Consider the following 21,669-nt stretch of genomic DNA (forward strand, 5'->3'; position numbering starts at 1 on the left):
CCGACGATGCCCCGCGTCCTGCTGGCCCCCGACAAGTTCAAGGGCACCCTGACGGCCGCCGAGGTCGCGGGTCACCTGTCCGACGGCCTGCGCTCGGTGCTGCCCGAGGTCGAGGTGGCCGTCGTCCCCGTCGCCGACGGGGGTGACGGCACCCTCGCGGCCGCGGTGGCGGCCGGCTTCGAGCGGGTGCCGGTGCGAGCCTCCGGACCGACGGGTATGCCGTGTGATTCGGCCTACGGGGCGCGTGGCACCGAGGCGGTGGTCGAGCTGGCCGAGGTCTCCGGTCTCGCCCAGCTGCCCGGCGGCCGGTCGGCGCCCCTCGCGGCTTCGAGCCGGGGGACCGGTGAGCTGATCGCTGCCGCGCTCGATGCGGGGGCCCGTCGCGTCGTCGTCGCCATCGGTGGATCTGCATGCACCGACGGTGGGGCCGGTCTGCTCCAGGCGCTGGGTGCTGTGGTGAGCCGCTCCGACGGCAGCGCGGTGCGACCGGGTGGCGAGGGGCTGCTCGAGGCCACCCGGCTCGACCTCGACGGCCTGCACCCCGGCCTGGCCGGGGCGGAGCTCGTCGTGGCCTGCGACGTCGACAACCCGCTGACCGGCGGTCGTGGGGCAGCGGCGGTCTACGGCCCGCAAAAAGGCGCCGGCCCCCAGGACGTCGAGCTGTTGGACTCCGCGCTGACCCGCTGGGCCGACCTCGTGGCGCGGGCGACGGGCACCGACCGACGGGACGAGCCGGGCACGGGAGCTGCGGGAGGGGTCGGCTTCGGGCTGCTCGCCGTCCTCGGGGCCACGACGCGGCCGGGCGCCGACCTCGTCTTCGAGCTGACCGGGCTCTCCGACGCCCTGGCGGGGGCGGACCTGGTCGTGACCGGGGAGGGTTCGCTGGACGCCCAGACCCTGCACGGCAAGGCTCCCGCAGCGGTGGCCGCGCTGGCCCACGCCAAGGGGCTGCCGGTCGTCGCCGTCGCCGGCCAGGTGACGCTCACGGCTGGTGAGCTGTCCACGGCCGGCGTGCAGGCGGCATACGCGCTCGTCGACGAGGCCAGCAGCCGGCACGAGGCTCTGACGTCACCGGGCCCGCTGCTCGCCCGGATCGGTGCGCGCATCGCGCGCGAGCACCTCGGTGGTGGGCGATGAGGTTCGCACGGGTCGGCCAGGCCGGGGCCGAGCGGCCCGTGGTGGTCGCGGCCGACGGCTCGCTGCTCGACCTGGGTGGTCTGGCCGCTGACCTCGGCGGCGACTTCCTGGGCCGACTCAACTCGGTGGATCCTGCTGCACTGCAACGCATCCCTGCTACCGACGACGTGCGGTTCGGCGCGCCGATCGCCCGTCCCGGCAAGGTCGTCGGGATCGGCCTCAACTACCGCGACCACGCGGCCGAGGCCAGGGTGCCGCTGCCGATGGAGCCGGTCGTCTTCCTCAAGGCGCCGACGTCGGTGTGCGGGCCGACCGACGACATCCGGATGCTCCCGCAGTCGGTCAGCACCGACTTCGAGGTGGAGCTCGGTGTCGTGATGGGTCGCGCGCTGAAGGACGAGCGCGACCACGACCGGGCGCTGGCGTCGGTCGCCGGCTACGTCCTCGCGCACGACGTGTCCGACCGAGCCCTCCAGCTCGAGCGGGGTGGCACCTGGACCAAGGGCAAGTCGGCCGACACGTTCTGCCCCGTCGGGCCCTGGCTGGTCACGCCCGACGAGCTCGGCGACCCCGGCGACGTCCGTCTGCGGTTGTCGGTCAACGACACGCCGCGCCAGGACGGCTCGACGCGAGACATGCTCTTCTCGGTGGCCGAGATCCTGTGCTACGTCAGTGGTCTCATGACCTTGGAGCCTGGCGACCTCGTGATCACGGGCACCCCCGCCGGGGTGGCCATGGGCCAGCCCGAGCCGCGTCCCTACCTGCGCCACGGCGACGTCGTGCGCGCCGACGGGGGAGTGCTCGGCAGCCACCGCAGCCGCGTCGTCGACCGGGCACGTTCGGTGACACCGGCAGCGGCGGGCTGAGGCAGGGATTACGGTCATGGCAGGGTCGGATCGGCCCCAACGGAAGGAGTCGGGCGTGGCGGCACAGGTGGTCATCAGGGCCAGGCGTGCGGTGGTCGACGGTGCCGAGCAGTCGGTCGCAGTCTCGGTCGCCGATGGGCGGATCGTGGCGGTCGACCCCTACGACACGGTGGTGCCGGGGGCCGACGTCATCGAGCTGTCCGACGACGAGGTGCTGCTGCCCGGACTGGTCGACGCCCACGTCCACGTCAACGAGCCCGGGCGCACCGAGTGGGAGGGCTTCGCGAGCGCGACCCGTGCCGCCGCAGCCGGCGGCGTCACGACGATCATCGACATGCCACTCAACTCGATCCCCCCGACCGTCTCGGTCGCGGCCCTCGAGGAGAAGCGTGCCGTGGCGCGCGACCAGGCCTACGTCGACGTGGGCTTCTGGGGTGGCGCGGTGCCGGGCAACCTGCCCGACCTTCGCCCGTTGCACGAGGCCGGGGTCTTCGGGTTCAAGTGCTTCCTGCTGCACTCCGGGGTCGACGAGTTCCCACACCTGTCCGCCGGCGAGCTGCGCGAGGCACTCGCCGAGACGGCCACCTTCGACGCCCTGGTCATCGTGCACGCCGAGGACGAGCAGACCATCGAGTCGTCCCCCCAGCCGCACGGCCAGGGGTATGCCGGGTTCCTGGGTTCGCGTCCGAAGGAGGCGGAGGAGCGGGCCATCGCCGAGGTGATCGACGCGACCCGCGAGACCGGCGGGCGCGCGCACATCCTGCACCTGTCCGACGCCGACGCGATCCCGTTGATCGCCACGGCCCAGGCCGAGGGGCTGCGGGTGTCCGTCGAGACCTGCCCGCACTACCTCACCCTCGACGCCGAGGAGATCCCCGACGGCGCGACGCAGTTCAAGTGCTGCCCGCCGATCCGCGAGCACGACAACCAGGACCGGCTCTGGGCCGGTCTCGAGGACGGCGTGATCCGGACCATCGTGTCGGACCACTCACCGTGCACCGAGGAGCTCAAGCGGTTCGACTCCGGCGACTTCGGCGAGGCGTGGGGCGGCATCGCCGGCCTCCAGCTCGGCCTCCCCGCCATCTGGACCGAGGCGCGCGAGCGAGGCCACTCCCTGGTCGACGTGGTGCGCTGGATGGGTGAGGGGCCGGCCGACCAGGTGGGGCTGACCGATCGCGGCCGGATCGCGGTCGGCTCGCCGGCCGACCTCGTCGTGTTCGCCCCCGACGAGTCCTTCACCGTCGACGTCGCCGCCCTGCGCCACAAGAACCCCGTGTCGGCGTATGCCGGCCGCACGCTCACCGGGGCGGTGCGCCAGACCTGGCTGCACGGCATACCGGTCGACATCGACGCCGACCCCCGCGGTCGGCTCCTGACGAGAGGACAGTCATGACGAGGCCGCGCTACTACGCCCCTGCCGGAGGCCTGCCGCCGCAGACCCAGCTGACCACCGATCGCGCGGTGTTCACCGAGGCCTATGCCGTCCTGCCGCGAGGGACGATGACCGACATCGTCACGAGCCTCCTGCCCTTCTGGGAGCAGACGCGACTGTGGGTGATCGCGCGCCCGCTGTCCGGGTTCTCGGAGACGTTCTCCCAGTACATCGTCGAGGTGTCGCCGGGGGGTGGCTCCGACCGGCCCGAGCTCGACCCGCGCGCCGAGGGCGTGGTCTTCGTCGTGGCGGGTGCGCTGACGCTCACCCTCGGCGACGCCACCCACGAGCTGGCTGAGGGCGGCTACGCGTTCATCCCGCCGGGCCAGGAGTGGACCCTGCACAACCGCGGCGAGGGGACCGCGACGTTCCACTGGATCCGCAAGGCCTACCAGGTCGTCGACGGCATCGACGCGCCCGAGGCGTTCGTGACCAACGAGGCCGACGTGGTCGCGGGGGAGATGCCGGGCACCAACGGGGCCTGGACCACGCAGCGGTTCGTCGACCCGACCGACATCCGCCACGACATGCACGTCAACATCGTGAACTTCGAGCCCGGCGGGGCGATCCCGTTCCCCGAGACCCACGTGATGGAGCACGGTCTCTACGTGCTCGAGGGCAAGGCGATGTACCTGCTCAACGACGACTGGGTCGAGGTGCAGGAGGGCGACTTCATGTGGCTGCGCGCGTTCTGCCCGCAGGCCTGCTACGCCGGCGGGCCGGGACGGTTCCGCTACCTGCTCTACAAGGACGTCAACCGGCACGCGGTGCTGAGCCGCCAGCTGGTCTAGGCCGACGGGGTGGCAGCGCGAGCGCAGGCGCAGGCGACGCCACGGCGTTAGGGTCGCGAGGCGAGGAGGTGGAGCATGGCGCAGCCGCGACGGCAGTCGGGCATCGTCAGCCTGCTCACCCGTGAGGACGCCTACGTCTCCGGGCCGCAGGTGCTGTCCGAGCTGCGTCGGGTGATCGCCTCGGGCGCCGTGCCCCCGGGCAGCCCGATCCCGCTCGACGACGTCGCGGCCTTCTTCGGGGTGAGCCTGATCCCGGTCCGGGAGGCGCTCAAGACGCTGCTCGGCGAGGGGCTGCTGGAGCACCAGCCACGGCTCGGCTACACCGTCACCGCCCTCTCGCAGGCCGAGCTCGACGAGCTGTACGTCGTGCGCGGCGCCCTGGAGGCGGCCGCCCTCGAAGCCGCGGTGCGCCAGTCCGGGCCGGTGGACCACGAGCGTGCCTCCCAGATCCACGAAGCCCTGGACCGAGCGGTCGCCGCGGACGACGCGGCCGGCTTCCAGCGGGCCAGCCGTGAGTTCCACGAGGCGCTGCTGGCGCCCTGTCGGATGCCCCGGTTGCTGCACATGCTCGACATCGCCTGGAACCTCACCGAGCCGGTGCAGACCATGATGCGGACCACCGAGCAGGACCGCGCCGGGATGCGGGAGGACCACCAGCGGATGCTCGACGCGTTCGTGGCCCGGGACGCCGAGGGGCTGAAGGCGGCTGCCCATGAGCACCACGACCGGCTGACCGCCTGCATCGCGCGCATCGGCGACTGAGGACCCCCGATTCGACGTAGACGCGATCGGAGTCCCCGGCGTTCTTACCTCGAACCGGGGACGGATATACCCAGATATACGGTTCAAAGCCTTATGCCGCAACGACTCCGCTCCTAGCGTTCTCCTCAAGCATCCGCGGTGACGCGGTGGACAAAGGAGTCCGGATGAGCACCACCGAAAAGCCCTTCGAGACCGAAGAGGCAGCTGCCGCTGCCGGGTTCGCGACCCACCACGGGGAGCACGACCACGGCGCAGGAGCGGGTCTGATCAAGCCGTCGTACGACGAGCGCCTGACCAACGAGGACCTCGCCCCGCTCAAGGAGCAGACCTGGTCCTGGTACAACATCTTCGCTTTCTGGATGTCCGATGTGCACAGCGTCGGCGGCTACATCACCGCCGGCAGCCTGTTCGCGCTCGGCCTCACCAGCTGGCAGGTCTTCGTGTGCCTCATCGTCGGCATCACGATCGTGCTCTTCTTCTGCAACCTGGTCGCGAAGCCGAGCCAGCGCACCGGAGTCCCCTACCCGGTGATCTGCCGCTCCGTCTTCGGGGTCCTGGGCGCGAACATCCCGGCCATCATCCGAGGCCTGATCGCGGTGGCCTGGTACGGCATCCAGACCTATCTCGCGTCGGCGTCGCTCGACATCCTGCTGGTGCGGATGTGGCCCGGTCTGCAGCCCTACGCCGACGTGACGCAACACGGCTTCCTCGGCCTCTCCACCCTCGGCTACGCGACCTTCGCCCTCCTCTGGGTCGCGCAGGCAGCGGTGTTCTGGACCGGCATGAACACAATTCGCAAGTTCATCGACTTCGCCGGTCCGGCCGTCTACGTCGTCATGATCGCGCTCTGCATCTACCTGCTCTCCAAGGCCGGCTGGAGCGTCAACCTCAACCTGTCGGACCACGAGCTCAGCGGTGGCAAGGTCTTCACCACCATGCTGGCGGCCACCGCCCTGGTCGTGTCGTACTTCTCCGGGCCGATGCTCAACTTCGGTGACTTCTCCCGCTACGGCCGCACCTTCAAGGCCGTCAAGAAGGGCAACTTCTGGGGTCTGCCGGTCAACTTCGTCTTCTTCTCCCTGCTGACCGTCCTCACCGCGGCAGCCACCCTCCCGGTCTACGGCAAGCTGATCACCGACCCGGTGGAGACCGTCGGCCACATCGACAACACCTTCGCCCTGGTGCTGGCGGCACTCACCTTCACCACGGCAACGATCGGCATCAACATCGTCGCCAACTTCGTCTCGCCGGCCTTCGACTTCTCCAACGTCAGCCCGCAGAAGATCAGCTGGCGGATGGGCGGCATGATCGCCGCGGTCGGCTCGGTCCTGCTCACGCCGTGGAACCTCTACAACAGCCCCGAGACGATCCACTACACGCTCGACACCCTGGGCGCCTTCATCGGCCCGCTCTTCGGGGTGCTGATCGCGCACTACTACGTCGTGCACAAGCAGCGGGTCTGCGTCGACGACCTGTTCACCCTCGACGAGTCGGGCGCCTACCACTACAAGCGCGGCTACAACCCGGCCGCCATCTGGACGACCGCCATCGCAGCCGCCTTCGCCCTCGCGGCGGTGTTCGTCCCGGGCATCAACCGGTTCGACGACTACTCCTGGTTCATCGGCTGCGGCGTCGGCTTCGCGGTCTACGCGCTGCTCGCCCCCCGCATGGGCGTCAGCGACAGCCCGCTCGACCAGAAGGTGTGCGTCAAGTGACGATCCACCTGACCGTCGTCAACCCGAACACCACGGAGTCGATGACGGACCTCATCGAGGCGGAAGCCCGCCGGGTGTCCGGTCCGGACACCGTCGTCACGGCCCGGACCCCGTCGATGGGACCGGCCTCGATCGAGAGCCACTACGACGAGGCGCTCGCGGTGCCGGGGCTGCTCGAGATCATCCGCGAGGACCAGCAGGCGGACGCGTTCGTCCTGGCCTGCTTCGGAGACCCCGGTCTGGACGCTGCTCGGGAGGCGGCGTCCAGACCGGTGATCGGCATCGCCGAGGCGGCGATGAAGACGGCCTCGCTGCTGGGCCGCAGCTTCTCGGTCGTCACCACGATGAGCCGCACCGTCGGCCGCGCGTGGGACCTCACCCGCACCTACGGTCTCGAGCGCCAGTGCGCCGGCGTCCACGCGTGCGACATCCCCGTCCTCGAGCTGGAGGAGGACCGCGACCGCACGTATGCCGTGATCCTCGCCTTCGCCAAGAACGCCCTGGCGGCCGACGGCTCGGACGCGATCGTCCTCGGCTGTGCCGGCATGGCCGGTCTGCCCGAGCTCCTCACCGAGCAGCTCGGCGTGCCCGTGGTCGACGGCGTCGCGGCAGGGACCCTGCTCGCCGAGGGCATCGTGCGGCTCGGTCTCAGGCCGTCGACGCACGGCGAGCTCGCCCCGCCGCCGCCGAAGGCCTACACCGGGGCCCTCAGCAGCTTCGGGCGCAACTGAGCCGAAGGCCGCCGCGGTCCCTGGTTTCCGGGCCCCGACGCCACGGTTCTGGAGTCGCTGACGTCCCTCGGGATGCTGACAGCGGGCCTTCGTCCCCCGTCGATGAGCCCTCAAACGTGGGGTTGGGCACTTCTCATGTCCGTTTCGTCACGGAATGTGGCTCGGCACTTGGTCATCCAACCGTAAAGACTTCGTCTCGACTCTGGCGTCCTCGCGCAACGCCGCAGGAGTGTTCTCCCAGCCCGTCCGCACGCGGGCCGGGCCGCCCCCTCCCAAGAGGGTCGGCCCTGGGGGATCGAGGGGGATCGCTGTGGGATGCACTGTCGGCGTGGGGAGGACGGGCGCTCTGCGCACCGGTCTCACCGTCATCACGATCGTGGCCTGTGGTGCCGCGGTGCTGGGCTCGGCCGGGACGACCGCGGCGGCGCCGTTGGCCGCAGGTCGTGCAGCTTATGCCCCGGTCGCAACGGCCACCGCCGTCACGCCCGAGGCGGCCGCCATGCAGGAAGCCCGTCGCAGCGGCCGGCCCGTGGAGGTCACCGAGCTGACCACCGAGCACCGCAAGGTGCTGGCCGACCCGGCGACAGGTCAGTTCGAGGCCAAGCTGAACGCCTTCCCCGTGCGGACCAAGCGCACCGGCACGTGGAAGGACATCGACCTCACCCTGGAGCGCAAGGCCGACGGGTCGGTGGGTCCGGTGATGGCGGCCGAGGAGATCCGGTTCTCCGGTGGCGGCAACGGCCGGCTCGCGATGGTGACCCAGGCCGGGTCGGACGCCGGCTTCTCCTGGCCTTCTGCCCTGCCCACCCCGGAGCTGTCCGGCACCACCGCGACCTACCGCGAGGTGTTCCCCGGCGCTGACCTCATGGTCAAGACCGGCGTGGAGGGCTTCTCGACCTACCTCGTCGTCAAGGACGCCCGGGCGGCGAAGGACCCCCGCGTCCAGGCGCTCAGCTTCGGCCTGACCGGCAGCGCGACGTCACCGCGGGCGTCCGGTCGGCAGACCGACCTGGTCGACGCGAAGGGTGCGGCGCGGTTCAGCATCGCCGAGCCGAGGATGTGGGACAGCACCGGAGCGGTCGGGCCGGTCGACGGCAAGACCGCCCTCACGAGCGAGTCGCCTCGGTCGCGGACCGCGCCGATGGCGATGAAGGTCGCGAACGGCCACCTGCAGGTGTCCCCCGACACCGCGCTGCTCACGGGTCCGGACACCGTCTTCCCGGTGGTCATCGACCCGGCGCTCTCGGTGAAGCGGGAGAACAAGTACTGGACCATGGTCTGGAGCAACGGCTCGGAGTTCCCGAACCACGCCACCGAGCTGGCGCGGGTCGGCTACAACGGCTGGGAGTCTCCGTACTTCACCTCGAGGGTGTTCTACGCGTTCGACACCGCCTTCCTCTACGGCAAGCACGTGCGGACGGCGGTCTTCTCGCACAAGCTGGTCCACACGCCCAACAACGACTGCACCGCGTCGACCTACGGACCCGGCGTCACGCTCGGCATCACCGGGGCGATCTCCTCGAGCACCGTCTGGGGCGGCCCGTCGTGGACCGACACCATCTCGACCAACGCCAAGGCCCACGGCAACGCGAGCTACTGCAGCGGCTACGACCAGGTGGACTGGGCAGCTCAGGCCGAGGTGCAGAAGTACGCGGGTGACGTGAGCCGCCCGACCCTGACCTTCGGCCTCAAGTCGAGCAGCGAGTCGAACCGTGACGGATGGCGCAAGTTCGACAACGACGCCACCCTCAACTACCCCCTGCTGTCGGTCACCTACGGTGCCGACCCCAACGCGCCGGGGACGCCGACCATGGACAACGCGACGGGCAGCGGCCCGAGCGGGTTCTGGACGACGGACTCCACGCCCACCCTGAGGGCTCGCCTCACCGACCCCGATGGCACGGCCGGTGGGCAGCTGCGCGGGCGGTTCGAGATCTACTACAACGGCTCGGTCCTGCTCACCTCGGGGACGTCCACCGCCGTCAACCACAACAGCGACGCCGTCTGGACGATCCCGGCGGGCAAGCTGGTCCAGGGCACGCTCTACACGGTGCGGGTCTGGGCCCTCGACGACCTGGGCTACGAGTCAGGCTCGTGGTCCCCCTACATCCAGTTCCGGGCCGACTGGACGCCACCGGCGACCGCGCCCACCGTCACTGCGGGTCAGGCCGGCTACACGGTGGGTCAGTCAGGCTCGTTCCTGTTCCGCACCCCGGACACCGACGTCACGTCGTACTGCTACGGCCTCAACACCGACACCACCGCCACCTGCGTGGCGACCAGCGCCCCGACCGTCGACCAGACCGTGACCGTCGCCTCGATGCCGAAGTTCGGCCCGAGCTGGCTGACCGTCAGGACCCGCGACGCCGCGGGCAACCTGGGGCCGGTGCAGCGGTTCGACTTCCGCGTGGATGGCAGCGCGCCGGTCGGCTGGTGGCGGTTGGACGGCAACGGCACCGACGGGTCCGGGGGCGCTCGCACCCTCGCGTTCACAGGGGCGCCGGCCTTCGTCGACGGACGCTGGGCCGAGTTCGCCACCGACCCGACCGACAAGGCGCTGTCGGTGAACGGCACCTCGCAGCACGCCGCCACCACGGTGGCCGGACCGGTCGGCACGAGTGGCAGCTTCTCTGCGGCGGCCTGGGTGCGGATGAACCCGACGAGCAACAACTACCCCACCGCCGTGTCGCAGGTCGGATCGACGTATGCCGCGTTCTACCTCGGTGTGCAGGCCGGGAAGCCCTCGCTGATCCTGCGGTCCGCGGACTCACTGGTGGCCCTGCAGTCGACCCTCGGCACGGAACCCATGCCGACCGGCCAGTGGGTGCACCTCGTCGGGATCTACAGCGCGGCCGAGAAGAAGGCCCGCCTCTACGTCGACGGCGCGAAGGTCGGGGAGACGACGGTGACGGCGCCGCCGTTCGCGGCCACGGGAGCGCTGACGGTGGGTCGCAGCCTCTCCAGCGGAGCACCGTCCGACCTGTGGCCCGGTGCGGTCGACGAGGTGCGGGTCTACAACGGCGTCCTCGACGAGTCACAGGTGCGCACGATCTTCGCCGAGTCCCGGCCCTAGGGCCGGCGGCAGCTGGGCCCGTCCGGTCGCTGACCGGACGGTGAACACAGAGGGGCCTGACGCCATACCGGCGCCGGGCGGGGGAACCACCGGAAGGCGTGGTCGGGATGCGCACGATCTCCACTGGCGGAACGGTCCTGGGGCTGGGGGTGACCGCCTCGCTGGTGGCGTCGTTGCTCGTGGCGACCCCGGCAGCATCGGCGGGGACGCCGACCGAGAAGCGCCGACCGAAGACGCAGGTCACTGCACCGGTGGCGGTCGGCGGTACCACCGCCGACCAGCGCAAGCTCCCACCGGTCAGTGCACCCGGGATGGATCGACGGGCCTGGCCGCAGGCGCGCGAGAGTGTGGTCGAGCTGGCGTCCGGCGACCGGTCCCTGAAGCGGGCCGGCGAGACCGGCGTGCTGGTGGCCGCGCCAGCGTCCGCCCCGGCCGCCCTGGCCGGTAGCGCGCGCTCGAAGAGCCTCGCCAAGCGTGGGGCGCCGGCGAGCGTGGCCGTGCGGACCACGGTCGACAAGAGCGGCAGCACCGCCGTGCCGGTGGTGGGGCTGACGGCTGACGCCCCGGGGGCGGTCCGCGTCACCGTGGACTACGCCGGCTATGCCAAGTCGTATGGCGGCGACTGGGCCAGCCGACTCCGCCTCCTGGACCGCAGTGGTTGCGCGGCTGGCGCCTCCACCACCTCGTGCGCCGGCACCGCGATCCCCACCGTCAACGACCCCGAGGCGTCGACCCTCACGGCTCTGGTCGCCCTCGACCGGACGAGCTCTGCGACCGGTGCCGCGACCGCGTCGCTCGCGGCGGCCGCGGGACCGTCGGGCACCGGTGGCGACTTCTCGGCCACCAACCTGGCGGCGTCGGGCTCGTGGTCGGGTGGCAACTCCAGCGGCGACCTCAGCTGGAGCTACCCGATGCGGGTGCCGCCCGCTGCCTCGGAGCTCGCACCCGAGCTCTCGATCGGATACTCGGCCGCCTCGGTCGACGGCCGGCAGACCTCGTCGAACAACCAGCCCTCGTGGATCGGTGAGGGGTTCGAGCTCTCGCCGGGCTACATCGAGCGCCGTTACGCGAACTGTGCCGACGACATGGGCAGTGGCGCGAACAACACGGTCAAGACCGGCGACCTGTGCTGGAAGACGGACGCCGGCAAGACGAACAACGAGAAGTGGGACAACGCGACGATCTCGTTCGGGGGCCGCAACGGTGACCTCGTCCGGGTGGGGAACACGACCCAGTGGCGCCTGCGTGACGACGACGGGACACGGGTCGAGAAGCTGGCGAACGGCCTCAACGACGACGCCGCCAAGGAGTACTGGAAGGTCACCACGGGCGACGGCACGCAGTACTTCTTCGGCTACGGCAAGGCGTCGTCCGCGGCGACCGAGGCGACCAACTCGGCCTGGACGGTGCCCGTCTTCGGCAATCACTCGGGCGAGCCAGACTACGTAGCAGGCTCTTTCGCGACGTCGCAGAAGAACCGGGCCTGGCGGTGGAACCTCGACCACGTCGTCACGACGGACGGCGACTCGCTCACCTACTACTACGCGGCCGAGGGCAACCGTTACCAGCGCAACCTCAACACCGCCACCGCCTACACCGCGGGTGGCTACCTGAAGCGGATCGACTACGGCCAGCGCAACGGCGCCGAGCACACCACCCCCGCCTCAGCGCAGGTCGTCTTCACGGTCAACGAGCGGTGCTTCAACGACACCGCGCTGGCCAGCTGCGACACGGCCACCATGACGTCGGCCAACGCCTACCACTGGCCCGACGTGCCGTTCGACCAGATCTGCACGGCCACCTGCTCGAGCACCACCCAGGTCAGCCCGACCTTCTTCAGCCGCAAGCGCCTGACCAAGATCGCCACCCAGGTCCGCAACGTGGCGAACACCGGCTACGACGCGGTCGAGTCGTGGGCCTTCACGCACTCCTTCCCCGACCCCGGCGACGGGACGACGGCGGCCTTGTGGCTCAAGACCATCCAGCACACCGGTCAGGCCGGCACGGCGGTCCCGCTGTCACCGGTCACCTTCTACGGACAGGTGATGGACAACCGTGTCGACGGCGTCGACAACGCGCCGCCGCTGCGCAAGTGGCGGGTGTACGCCATCGACTCCGAGGCCGGCGGGCGGCTCAGCTGGACCTACTCCGCCCCCGACTGCACGCCCACCTCGCTCCCGACGCCCGAGACGAACACCCGACGCTGCTTCCCGGCCTACTACACGCCACCTGGCAACAGCACCCCGGAGAAGCACTGGTTCCACAAGTACCTCGTCACCGGGGTCCTCGAGACCGACCGCTCTGGTGCGAGCACCGAGGCGGTCGTCACGAGCTACACGTATGGCGGGTCGCCGGCGTGGCGCTACGACGACTCCGTCCTGACTCCGGCCAAGTACCGGACCTGGGGCCAGTGGCGCGGGTACGGCAAGGTGACGACCACGGTCGGCCGGGCCGGCACCATCCAGACCCAGAGCGAGGACACGTTCTACCGCGGCATGAACGGCGACCGCGCGACGCCGACAGGCGGGACCAAGAGCGTTTCCGTCACCGACAGCCTGGGCGGGTCGGTGACCGACCACTGGCGCGCTGCCGGGATGCTCCGGGAGCACCGCGTCCTCAATGGTCCGGGCGGTGCCGAGGTCGAGGGTGCCATCTACGACGCCTGGATCCCGACCGCGACCTCGGCGGACGACGGCACCCTGACGTCGCTGCTGACGGGCACGACCTCGACGCGGTTGCGGGCGACCCTGGCCGCTGGTGGTCAGCGCAAGACCCAGACCAACACCGTCTACGACGCCTACGGCTACACGACCCGGGTCGAGGAGCTCGGCGACCTGGCGGTGAACGGTGACGAGGAGTGCTCGCGGGTCACATACAACCGCAACACCTCAGCGTGGTTGATGTCGACCATCTCTCAATCCACGACGACCGACGGAGACTGTGCCGTCACGCCGACGACCGCCAACACCATCTCGGACAGCAGGAACTACTACGACCTCTCGACCTCGCTCACGACGCCGCCCACCAAGGGGAACTCGACGCGGACGGACGAGCTGGTCGACACGACCTCCGGTCGAGCCTGGCGGACGACCAGCACCTCCGAGGTCGACATCCACGGCCGGATCACCAAGGCGTACGACGCCAAGAACCGCGCGACCACGACGGCCTACACGCCCGCGACCGGCGGCCCGGTCAGGTCCGTGTCCGTCACGACTCCGGACCCGGACGGCGCCGGAGTCCTCACGGCGCACACAGCCGTCACCGCCGTCGACGCCCGGTGGGGTCTTCCCACCCGGGTGACGGACGCGAGTGGCAAGTTCAGCGACGCTGCCTACGACGGCCTCGGTCGGCTGGTGTCGGTGTGGGCTCCAGGTCGTGACAAGGCGACCCAGACGCCCACGACCCGGTTCACCTACACGTTGCGCCCGACCGGACCCAACGCGGTCACGACTGAGACGTTGACGCCGTCGGGCGGCTACGTGGCCTCGGTGTCCCTGACCGACGGCCTGCTGCGACCGCGTCAGCGGCAGGACGCCGTCGACGGCGGCGGCCGCACCGTCAGCGACACGATGTACGACTCGCGCGGCGTCGCCGATGTGGAGCGGGGCCCGTTCTTCAACAACCAGAGTGCGCCCGCCACCACCATCGTGACGGCGGCCGACTCGTCCGTGCCGAGCCTCACGCAGTCGATCCGGGACGGAGCAGGTCGGGTCACCGCGTCGGTGTTCAAGAAGTACGGCGTGGAGCAGTGGCGCACGACGACGACGTATGGCGGTGACCGGGTCACGGTGGATCCCCCCGCGGGTGGGACGCCGACGACCACGATCGGCAACGCGCTGGGCCAAGTCGTCGAGCGACTGGACTACCTTGGCGCGTCGCCGACCGGACCGACCCGGTCGACCACCTACCACTACGACGCGGCCGGCAACCTCGACAAGGTCACCGACCCGCTGCTCAACGACTGGACCTACACCTACGACCTGCAGGGACGGCAGATCCGGTCGAGCGACCCGGACAAGGGGGTCACCGACTCGACCTACGACGAGGTCGGGAACCTGGTCCAGACCAAGGACGCCCTGGGGCGCGTGCTCAAGTACAGCTACGACGCCCTGGACCGCAAGAAGGCGATCCTCGAGGCCGACGGCGTGACCCCGCGGGCCACCTGGGAGTGGGACCGCTTCCCGAACGGCACGCTGGCGAAGGGCCTGCCGATCAGTGCCACGCGTTACGTGGGATCGGCCCAGTTCGTCACGACGGTGAGCGGATACGACGCCGCGAACCGGCCCACCGGCGTCGACACGATCATCCCCGCGGTGGCCAACCTGGTCGAGGCGCCGCTTGCCAAGACCTACACGGCGCGGTTCGCCTACAAGGTCGACGGTTCGCTCGCCACCGCGGTGATGGGTGCTGCGGGCCCGCTCCCCGCCGAGGTGATGACCTACTTCTACAACGGGATCGGTCAGTCGGACGCCATGACCGGCTCCGGTTCCTACGTCGGTGACACCGTCTACAGCCCGTACGGCGAACCCCTGCAGTACGCGATGGGCAACACGACGGGCAAGGCCGTCTGGCAGACGTTCACCTACGAGGAAGGCACCCGGCGGCTCGCGACCAGCCAGCTCGACCGCGAGATCGTGCCGACGCCGGACGTCGTCACGAGCCGCACCTACGACCAGGCCGGCAACATCACGAAGTCCGCGGCCGTACCTTCCTCCGGTACCACCGACACCCAGTGCTACGGCTACGACTACCAGCAGCAGCTGACCGACGCGTGGACACCGGGCAACGGTGACTGCACGGCCGCTCGGTCGACCAGCGCCCTGGGTGGCCCGGCGCCCTACTGGAGCACCTGGACGTTCGACGAGGTCGGCAACCGCAAGACCGAGACCTCGCGCGCCCCGGGTGTCTCCGACCAGGTGACGAGCTACGACTACCCGGCCGCGGACTCGCCGCAGCCGCACTTCGCAACCAAGGCGACCACGACGGTCAACGGCGCGACCACGGCGGTCCGCACGTTCGCCCCGGACCTGGCCGGCAACACCTCGACCCGCACCGTCGGTGCGACCTCGCAGTCGCTGAGCTGGGACGCGGAGGGCCACCTGTCCAAGGTCACGTCGGGCTCGACCGTGCTGGCCGAGCACGTCTACGACGCGGAGGGCAACCGGCTGGTCCGGCGTGAGCCGGGGAAGACGACGCTGTACGTCAACGGCACGGAGGTCACCTACACGGCTGCGACCGCCGTGGTCACTGCGACGCGCTACTACAGCTTCAACGGTGCAACCGTGGCGGTGCGCACCGGCGCGAACTCGGCTGACGTCTCGACCCTCGCGTCCGACCCACACGGCACGGCGGAGCAGTCGGTGGCCAACACCACCGGGGCACTGACGACGCGCCGCCTGTCGCCGTACGGCGAGACGCGTGGCTCGCCACCGGTCTGGCCGGGCCAGCGTGGATTCGTCGGCGGCACCGTCGACGGCGCGACGGGTCTCACCCACCTCGGCGCGCGCGAGTACGACGCCGACCTGGGCAAGTTCATCAGCGTCGACCCGCTGGTGGACCCCGGCGACCCGCTGCAGATGAACGCCTACGGGTACGGCAACAACAACCCGGTCACCAACAGCGACCCCACCGGCCTGATGTCCGTGCAGGGCGGTGGCGGTGGCGGAGGATGCTGCTACGCAGCTCCCAAGCCGCCGCCGGCCCCCAAGCCGCCGGCACCCAAGAGCAAGGGTGGTGGTGGCTTCGGCGGCTTCCTCAAGGCCGCCAGCGTGGTCGTCTCCCCGGGACTGGCTGCCGCCCACTTCTGTGGCTGCGTCAAGACCGTGGCCAAGACCCTCGCGCGAGCAGGGATCGAGCTGGCCGGGCCGAACAGTCAGCAGGCCAAGGCCAACCTCGGCGCGGGCATGATCCGTGGGGCAGCGGACACGGTGGTCTTCCTGGGCACGAACCGCAACGCGTACGGCGACTACGCCATGTCGTCGTACAGCCACTGGGCCGACGGGGTCGAGACCAGAGCCGGGATCGACACCAACTCCGGTACCCACCAGGTCGGCGTCGTCATCGGGATCCCTGTCCCCGGCCCGGGCGCAGCCGTCTCCACGGCTGCGAAGATCACGGCCAAGGTTGTCGCGAAGGCCGCAGCCAAGTCCGCCGCCCAGACCCTGATCAAGCGGGAGAGCGTCGCCGCTGCGGAGACGTTGGCCAAGCAGGTTCCCGCGTACGCGGGCGGCAAGACCTCGGGAACCCTTGTCCGCGCCAGTGGCACCGAGGAAGCGTTGATCAGTGGATGGCACCCGCCAGCTGCGGCCATGCCCAAGGGGACGCCGGGGATGAACATCGTGACCAAGTCGCACGTTGAGGCGCATGCCGCATCCATCATGCGCAACGAACGGCTGACCGAGGCTACGCTCTGGATCAACCGCTCCCCGTGCGGCAGCGTCAACGGTTGTGGAAACCTGTTGCCGCGCATGGTGCCGAACGGTGCGACGTTGACGATCAACGTCGTACCTGATGGCTCGGCTGGAGCCATCGCCGAGACCCTGACCATCAGAGGAGTTGGATAGTTGATCGCCCGCTACCTGGACCCGGACACCGACTCGGTGCAGGAGGTGGAGCTCGCGGACGTCTCGGCAGTCGACAGTCTTCTCGGCTTGGTGACCGAGTTGGGCGGACAGCGAGGCACACCAGCCGTCGAGCTCAGCCACCCGAGCGGGGCTACCCTCGTCATCGGCCAAGCTGGTGCTCTGAGCGTGCTGATGTTCACGGACGCCTTGGGTACGTCGTCGCACTCCGTGGGCAGTGCGAGCCACAGGGCAGGTGAATCCCTGGTGATCGACTACCTGGGCAGCTACACCGAGATACCGATCGAGTACTTCGTGGAGCGCGAGGTCGGAAGGGCTGGTGCGATCGAGTTCCTGACAGCGGGTACGCCGTTCGCCCCTGACCTCACCCTGGAACCGGACTGAGCCCCTGACCAGTGCTGCCATCCACTGCGTGAAACGGGCGCTCCAAACCCTTGATTCAACAGTTTGTTGAAGAGTATCGTGCTCAGGAACCAACGACAGGGCCGTCGTTCGGCATGGATAACCGGCGGACCCACTCCTGTCCCCAACCATGCCCCCGGGTGATGCTGCCTGGGGGATGATGGTCCCCACACGGGGCGACGGGAGTTGCGCGATGGTGTCAGACAGCACGCAGGCTGTGGTTGAGCACAGCATCACGGTCAACGGCGCGACGCGTGCCCTCGACGGCACCGACCCGAGCACCACGACCCTCGACTGGCTGCGCTCGCAGGGACTGACCGGTGCCAAGGAGGGCTGCGCCGAGGGGGAGTGCGGCGCCTGCTCGATCATGGTCGCGCGTCCCACCGAGGGTGCCGGCACGCAGTGGACTGCGATCAACGCCTGCCTCGTGCCCGCCGCCGCGCTCGATGGCCAGGAGGTGGTCACCTCCGAGGGCCTCGGGCGGCCCGACGCGCTCCACCCGGTGCAGCACGAGATGGCGGTCCGCGGAGGGTCCCAGTGCGGCTACTGCACGCCGGGCTTCATCTGCAGCATGGCCGCCGAGTACTACCGCGAGGGGCGCTGCAGCAAGCCCGGCGCCGCACCCGACCCGGAACAGAACGGTCACGAGCCCGCGGCCACCGCCAACGACCCGGGCAACGCACCCGACCACGAGCACGGTCCCAACGGCTTCGACCTGCATGCCCTGTCGGGAAACCTCTGCCGTTGCACGGGCTACCGCCCCATCCGCGACGCCGCCTACGCGCTGGGTGAGCCTGCCGAGGACGACCCGTATGCCGCGCGGCTGGCTGCCGCGCCACCAGCGGCGCGCGCGACGCGGATCGACGGCACCACCGGCACGTACGCACGTCCCGGCGACCTCACCGAGGCGCTAGCCCTGCTGGCCGAGCACCCCGACGCCGTGCTCGTCGCAGGGTCGACGGACTGGGGTGTGGAGGTCAACATCCGCGGCGTCCGCACGCCATTCGCGATCGGCATCGACCGACTGCCCGAGCTCCGAACCCTCGACGTCGGTGACGACGTCGTCGAGATCGGCGCGGCGCTCAGCCTGAGCGAGGTCGAGCGCGCACTGGCCGGCCGGATCCCGCTGCTGGACAAGATGTTCCCGCAGTTCGCCTCCCGGCTGATCCGCAACGGCGCGACCATCGGCGGCAACCTCGGCACGGGCTCGCCGATCGGCGACACGCCGCCGGCGCTGCTCGCGCTGGAGGCGGTCGTCGTCCTCGCCTCGGCCGACGGTGACCGCGAGGTACCCCTCGCCGACTACTTCACCGGCTACCGCCAGACCGTCAAGCGCGAGGGTGAGCTGATCCGTGCCGTGCGAATCCCGTTGCCGCTCAGCGAGTTGACGGCGTTCCACAAGATCGCCAAGCGGCGTTTCGATGACATCTCCAGCGTGGCCGTCGGCTTCGCGCTCGACGTGCGCGAGGGCGTCGTCAGCAAGGCCAGGATCGGCCTCGGCGGCGTGGCGGCCACCCCGATCCGCGCCTTGGCCACCGAAGCAGCTCTCGAAGGCCGGCCGTGGAGCGCCGAGGTCGTCCGGGAGGCCGCTGCGGTGATGCGCGCCGAAGGCACGCCGCTGGACGACCACCGTGCCAGCGCGGCATACCGCACCGCGACGCTCGGCACCGCGCTGCTGAAGCTCTACGCCGAGACAGCAACCGCACAGGAGGTCGGAGCATGAGCGCCCTGTCCGAGCGTCCCGCCAATCCCGTTGTCGGGCAAGAGATCCCGCATGAGGCCGCGTCGCTGCACGTGACCGGGGACGCCCTCTACACCGACGACCTCGCGGTCCGGACCCACGGCATCCTCCACGCCCACCCCGTGCAGGCGCCCCACGCCCACGCCCGCATCACGCGGCTCGACACCGCGCCGGCGCTGGAGGTGCCCGGTGTCGTCCGGGTGCTCACGGCCGACGACGTCCCGGGCGTCAACGACGCGGGCATCAAGCACGACGAGCCGCTCTTCCCGTCGGAGGTGATGTTCTTCGGCCACGCCGTGTGCTGGGTGCTCGGCGAGACCCTGGAGGCAGCCCGGCTGGGGGCGCTCGCGGTCGAGGTCGACTACGAGCCGCTGCCCTCGCTGGTGACCGTGCGCGAGGCGATCGAGGCCGAGAGCTTCCAGGGTGGCAAGCCGCACATGGAACGCGGTGACATCGAGGCCGGCTTCGCTGGTGCCGCGCACGTCTACAGCGGAGAGTTCGAGTTCGCGGGGCAGGAGCACTTCTACCTCGAGACGCACTGCTCCATCGCGCTGGTCGACGAGAACGGGCAGATCTTCGTCCAGAGCTCGACCCAGCACCCCACCGAGACGCAGGACATCGTGGCCCACGTGCTCGGGGTGCCCAGCCACGCCGTCACGGTCCAGTGCCTGCGGATGGGTGGCGGCTTCGGCGGCAAGGAGATGCAGCCGCACGGGTTCGCCGCGATCGCGGCCATCGGCGCCACCCTGACCGGCAGACCCGTGCGCCTGCGCCTGACCCGCACCCAGGACATGACCATGTCAGGCAAGCGGCACGGCTTCCACGCCCAGTGGCGGGTCGGCTTCGACGACAACGGGATGCTGCAGGCCCTCGACGCGACCCTCACCTCCGACGGCGGGTGGAGCCTCGACCTCTCGGAGCCGGTGCTGGCCCGCGCGCTGTGTCACATCGACAACGCCTACTGGATCCCGAACGTCCGGGTGAACGGCCGGATCGCCAAGACCCACAAGACCAGCCAGACCGCCTTCCGCGGATTCGGTGGTCCGCAGGGGATGCTGGTCATCGAGGACATCCTCGGACGGTGTGCCCCCCAGCTGGGCATCGACCCGATCGAGCTGCGGTCCCGCAACTTCTACGTCGACGGGCAGGACACCCCCTACGGGCAGCCGGTGCGGCACCCCGAACGAGCAGGCATCTGCTGGGACCAGGTGCTGACGTCCGGCGACGTGGCGGCACGCAAGGTCGCGATCGCGGCATACAACGCCTCTCACGAGCACTCCAAGCGCGCGCTGGCGATGACGCCGGTGAAGTTCGGGATCTCGTTCAACCTCACCGCCTTCAACCAGGCGGGTGCGCTCGTCCACGTCTACAAGGACGGCTCGGTGCTGATCACCCACGGTGGCACCGAGATGGGGCAGGGCCTGCACACCAAGATGCTCCAGGTCGCGGCCACAGCCCTCGGCGTTCCCCTGTCGACAGTGCGACTGGCCCCGACGAGGACGGACAAGGTGCCCAACACCTCGGCCACCGCGGCCAGCTCGGGCGCGGACCTCAACGGTGGCGCGGTGAAGAACGCCTGCGACCAGATCATGGAGCGACTGCGTGAGGTCGCGGCCAAGCGCCTCGAGACGAGCCCGGGCGACGTGCGGTTCCTCGATGGGCGCGTCAGCAGGGGCGACGGCCGCGGCGAGACGATCGCCTGGGGCGACCTCGTCAACCAGGCCTACTTCCAGCGGATCCAGCTCTGGGCGGCCGGCTTCTACCGCACCGAAGGACTGCACTGGGACTCCTCGACGATGCACGGCTCGCCGTTCAAGTACTTCTCCTACGGCGTGGCTGCGAGCGAGGTCGAGGTCGACGGCTTCACCGGGGCCTACCGGCTGCGCAGGGTCGACATCGTGCACGACGTGGGTGACTCGCTCTCACCGCTGGTCGACCTCGGCCAGGTCGAGGGCGCCTTCGTCCAGGGCGCCGGGTGGCTGACCCTGGAGGACCTGCGCTGGGACGAGTCCGACCGCCCGTCGCGGGGCCGGCTGGCGACCCAGGCTGCGAGCACCTACAAGCTGCCGAGCTTCTCCGAGATGCCCGAGGAGTTCAACGTCGCGCTGCTCGAGCGCGCCCACGAGGACGGCGCGGTCTACGGCTCCAAGGCGGTGGGTGAGCCGCCGCTGATGCTCGCCTTCTCGGTGCGCGAAGCCCTGCGTGAGGCAGCCGCCGCCTTCGGTCCGGTCGGCACGTCCGTCGACCTCGCCTCACCGGCGACCCCCGAGGCCGTCTTCTGGGCGGTGCAGGAGGCGCGCGGTGGCGCCGAGCCCCCGCACATGACGGCGATGGTCGAGGGAGCGCCCGGGATCGTGCCCGACCAGCCCGACGCCGACGCCGCGCCCCTGCGGCCACACTCCGAGCAGGCCGCCCAACCGGCCCGGGCCGGGACCTGA

The 21,669-nt window shown here is 70.3% G+C and carries 12 protein-coding genes; all 12 read left to right on the forward strand.

The features are described from left to right. The first annotated feature begins 6 nt into the window (after positions 1-6). The 12 genes from BLQ34_RS16820 (at position 7) to xdhB (ending at position 21,669) form a co-directional block, all read left to right on the forward strand. Positions 7-1,137 (forward strand): glycerate kinase, encoded by a 1,131-nt coding sequence (locus tag BLQ34_RS16820; protein WP_091788128.1) that lies wholly within the window; start codon positions 7-9, stop codon positions 1,135-1,137. Further along, positions 1,134-2,003, forward strand: a complete 870-nt coding sequence (locus BLQ34_RS16825; protein ID WP_091788132.1) for a fumarylacetoacetate hydrolase family protein — start codon at positions 1,134-1,136, stop codon at positions 2,001-2,003. Before BLQ34_RS16820 ends, BLQ34_RS16825 begins: the two co-directional genes overlap by 4 nt. A 16-nt stretch (positions 2,004-2,019) precedes the next feature. Beyond that, the gene (gene allB, locus BLQ34_RS16830) at positions 2,020-3,396 is read left to right on the forward strand and encodes an allantoinase AllB (RefSeq protein ID WP_091788135.1); all 1,377 of its coding nucleotides are present in this window, start codon (positions 2,020-2,022) and stop codon (positions 3,394-3,396) included. Then, positions 3,393-4,226, forward strand: a complete 834-nt coding sequence (locus BLQ34_RS16835; protein WP_091788138.1) for a bifunctional allantoicase/(S)-ureidoglycine aminohydrolase — start codon at positions 3,393-3,395, stop codon at positions 4,224-4,226. The genes allB and BLQ34_RS16835 overlap by 4 nt, the downstream gene beginning before the upstream one ends. A gap of 75 nt (positions 4,227-4,301) precedes the next feature. Beyond that, positions 4,302-4,988 carry a GntR family transcriptional regulator gene (locus tag BLQ34_RS16840; RefSeq protein WP_091788141.1) on the forward strand — a complete coding sequence of 229 codons (687 nt, stop codon included), beginning with the start codon at positions 4,302-4,304 and terminating at the stop codon, positions 4,986-4,988. Between the two features lie 164 nt (positions 4,989-5,152). After that, complete coding sequence (locus tag BLQ34_RS16845; protein WP_091788144.1) at positions 5,153-6,703, forward strand: NCS1 family nucleobase:cation symporter-1; 1,551 nt, start codon at positions 5,153-5,155, stop codon at positions 6,701-6,703. Further along, positions 6,700-7,434, forward strand: a complete 735-nt coding sequence (locus BLQ34_RS16850; RefSeq protein ID WP_231961332.1) for an aspartate/glutamate racemase family protein — start codon at positions 6,700-6,702, stop codon at positions 7,432-7,434. Before BLQ34_RS16845 ends, BLQ34_RS16850 begins: the two co-directional genes overlap by 4 nt. Before the next feature lie 328 nt (positions 7,435-7,762). After that, positions 7,763-10,507, forward strand: a complete 2,745-nt coding sequence (locus BLQ34_RS16855; RefSeq protein WP_157693117.1) for a LamG domain-containing protein — start codon at positions 7,763-7,765, stop codon at positions 10,505-10,507. A gap of 107 nt (positions 10,508-10,614) precedes the next feature. Next, complete coding sequence (locus BLQ34_RS16860; protein WP_091788150.1) at positions 10,615-17,070, forward strand: RHS repeat-associated core domain-containing protein; 6,456 nt, start codon at positions 10,615-10,617, stop codon at positions 17,068-17,070. Continuing rightward, on the forward strand, positions 17,071-17,472 hold the full coding sequence (locus BLQ34_RS16865; RefSeq protein WP_091788154.1) for a hypothetical protein: 402 nt from the start codon (positions 17,071-17,073) through the stop codon (positions 17,470-17,472). Between the two features lie 211 nt (positions 17,473-17,683). Continuing rightward, positions 17,684-19,213, forward strand: coding sequence for a xanthine dehydrogenase small subunit (locus BLQ34_RS16870; RefSeq protein ID WP_091788157.1), 1,530 nt, complete (start codon positions 17,684-17,686; stop codon positions 19,211-19,213). Beyond that, the gene (xdhB, locus tag BLQ34_RS16875) at positions 19,210-21,669 is read left to right on the forward strand and encodes a xanthine dehydrogenase molybdopterin binding subunit (RefSeq protein ID WP_091788160.1); all 2,460 of its coding nucleotides are present in this window, start codon (positions 19,210-19,212) and stop codon (positions 21,667-21,669) included. Before BLQ34_RS16870 ends, xdhB begins: the two co-directional genes overlap by 4 nt.

The organism is Pedococcus dokdonensis (assembly GCF_900104525.1).
Lineage (GTDB): Bacteria > Actinomycetota > Actinomycetes > Actinomycetales > Dermatophilaceae > Pedococcus > Pedococcus dokdonensis.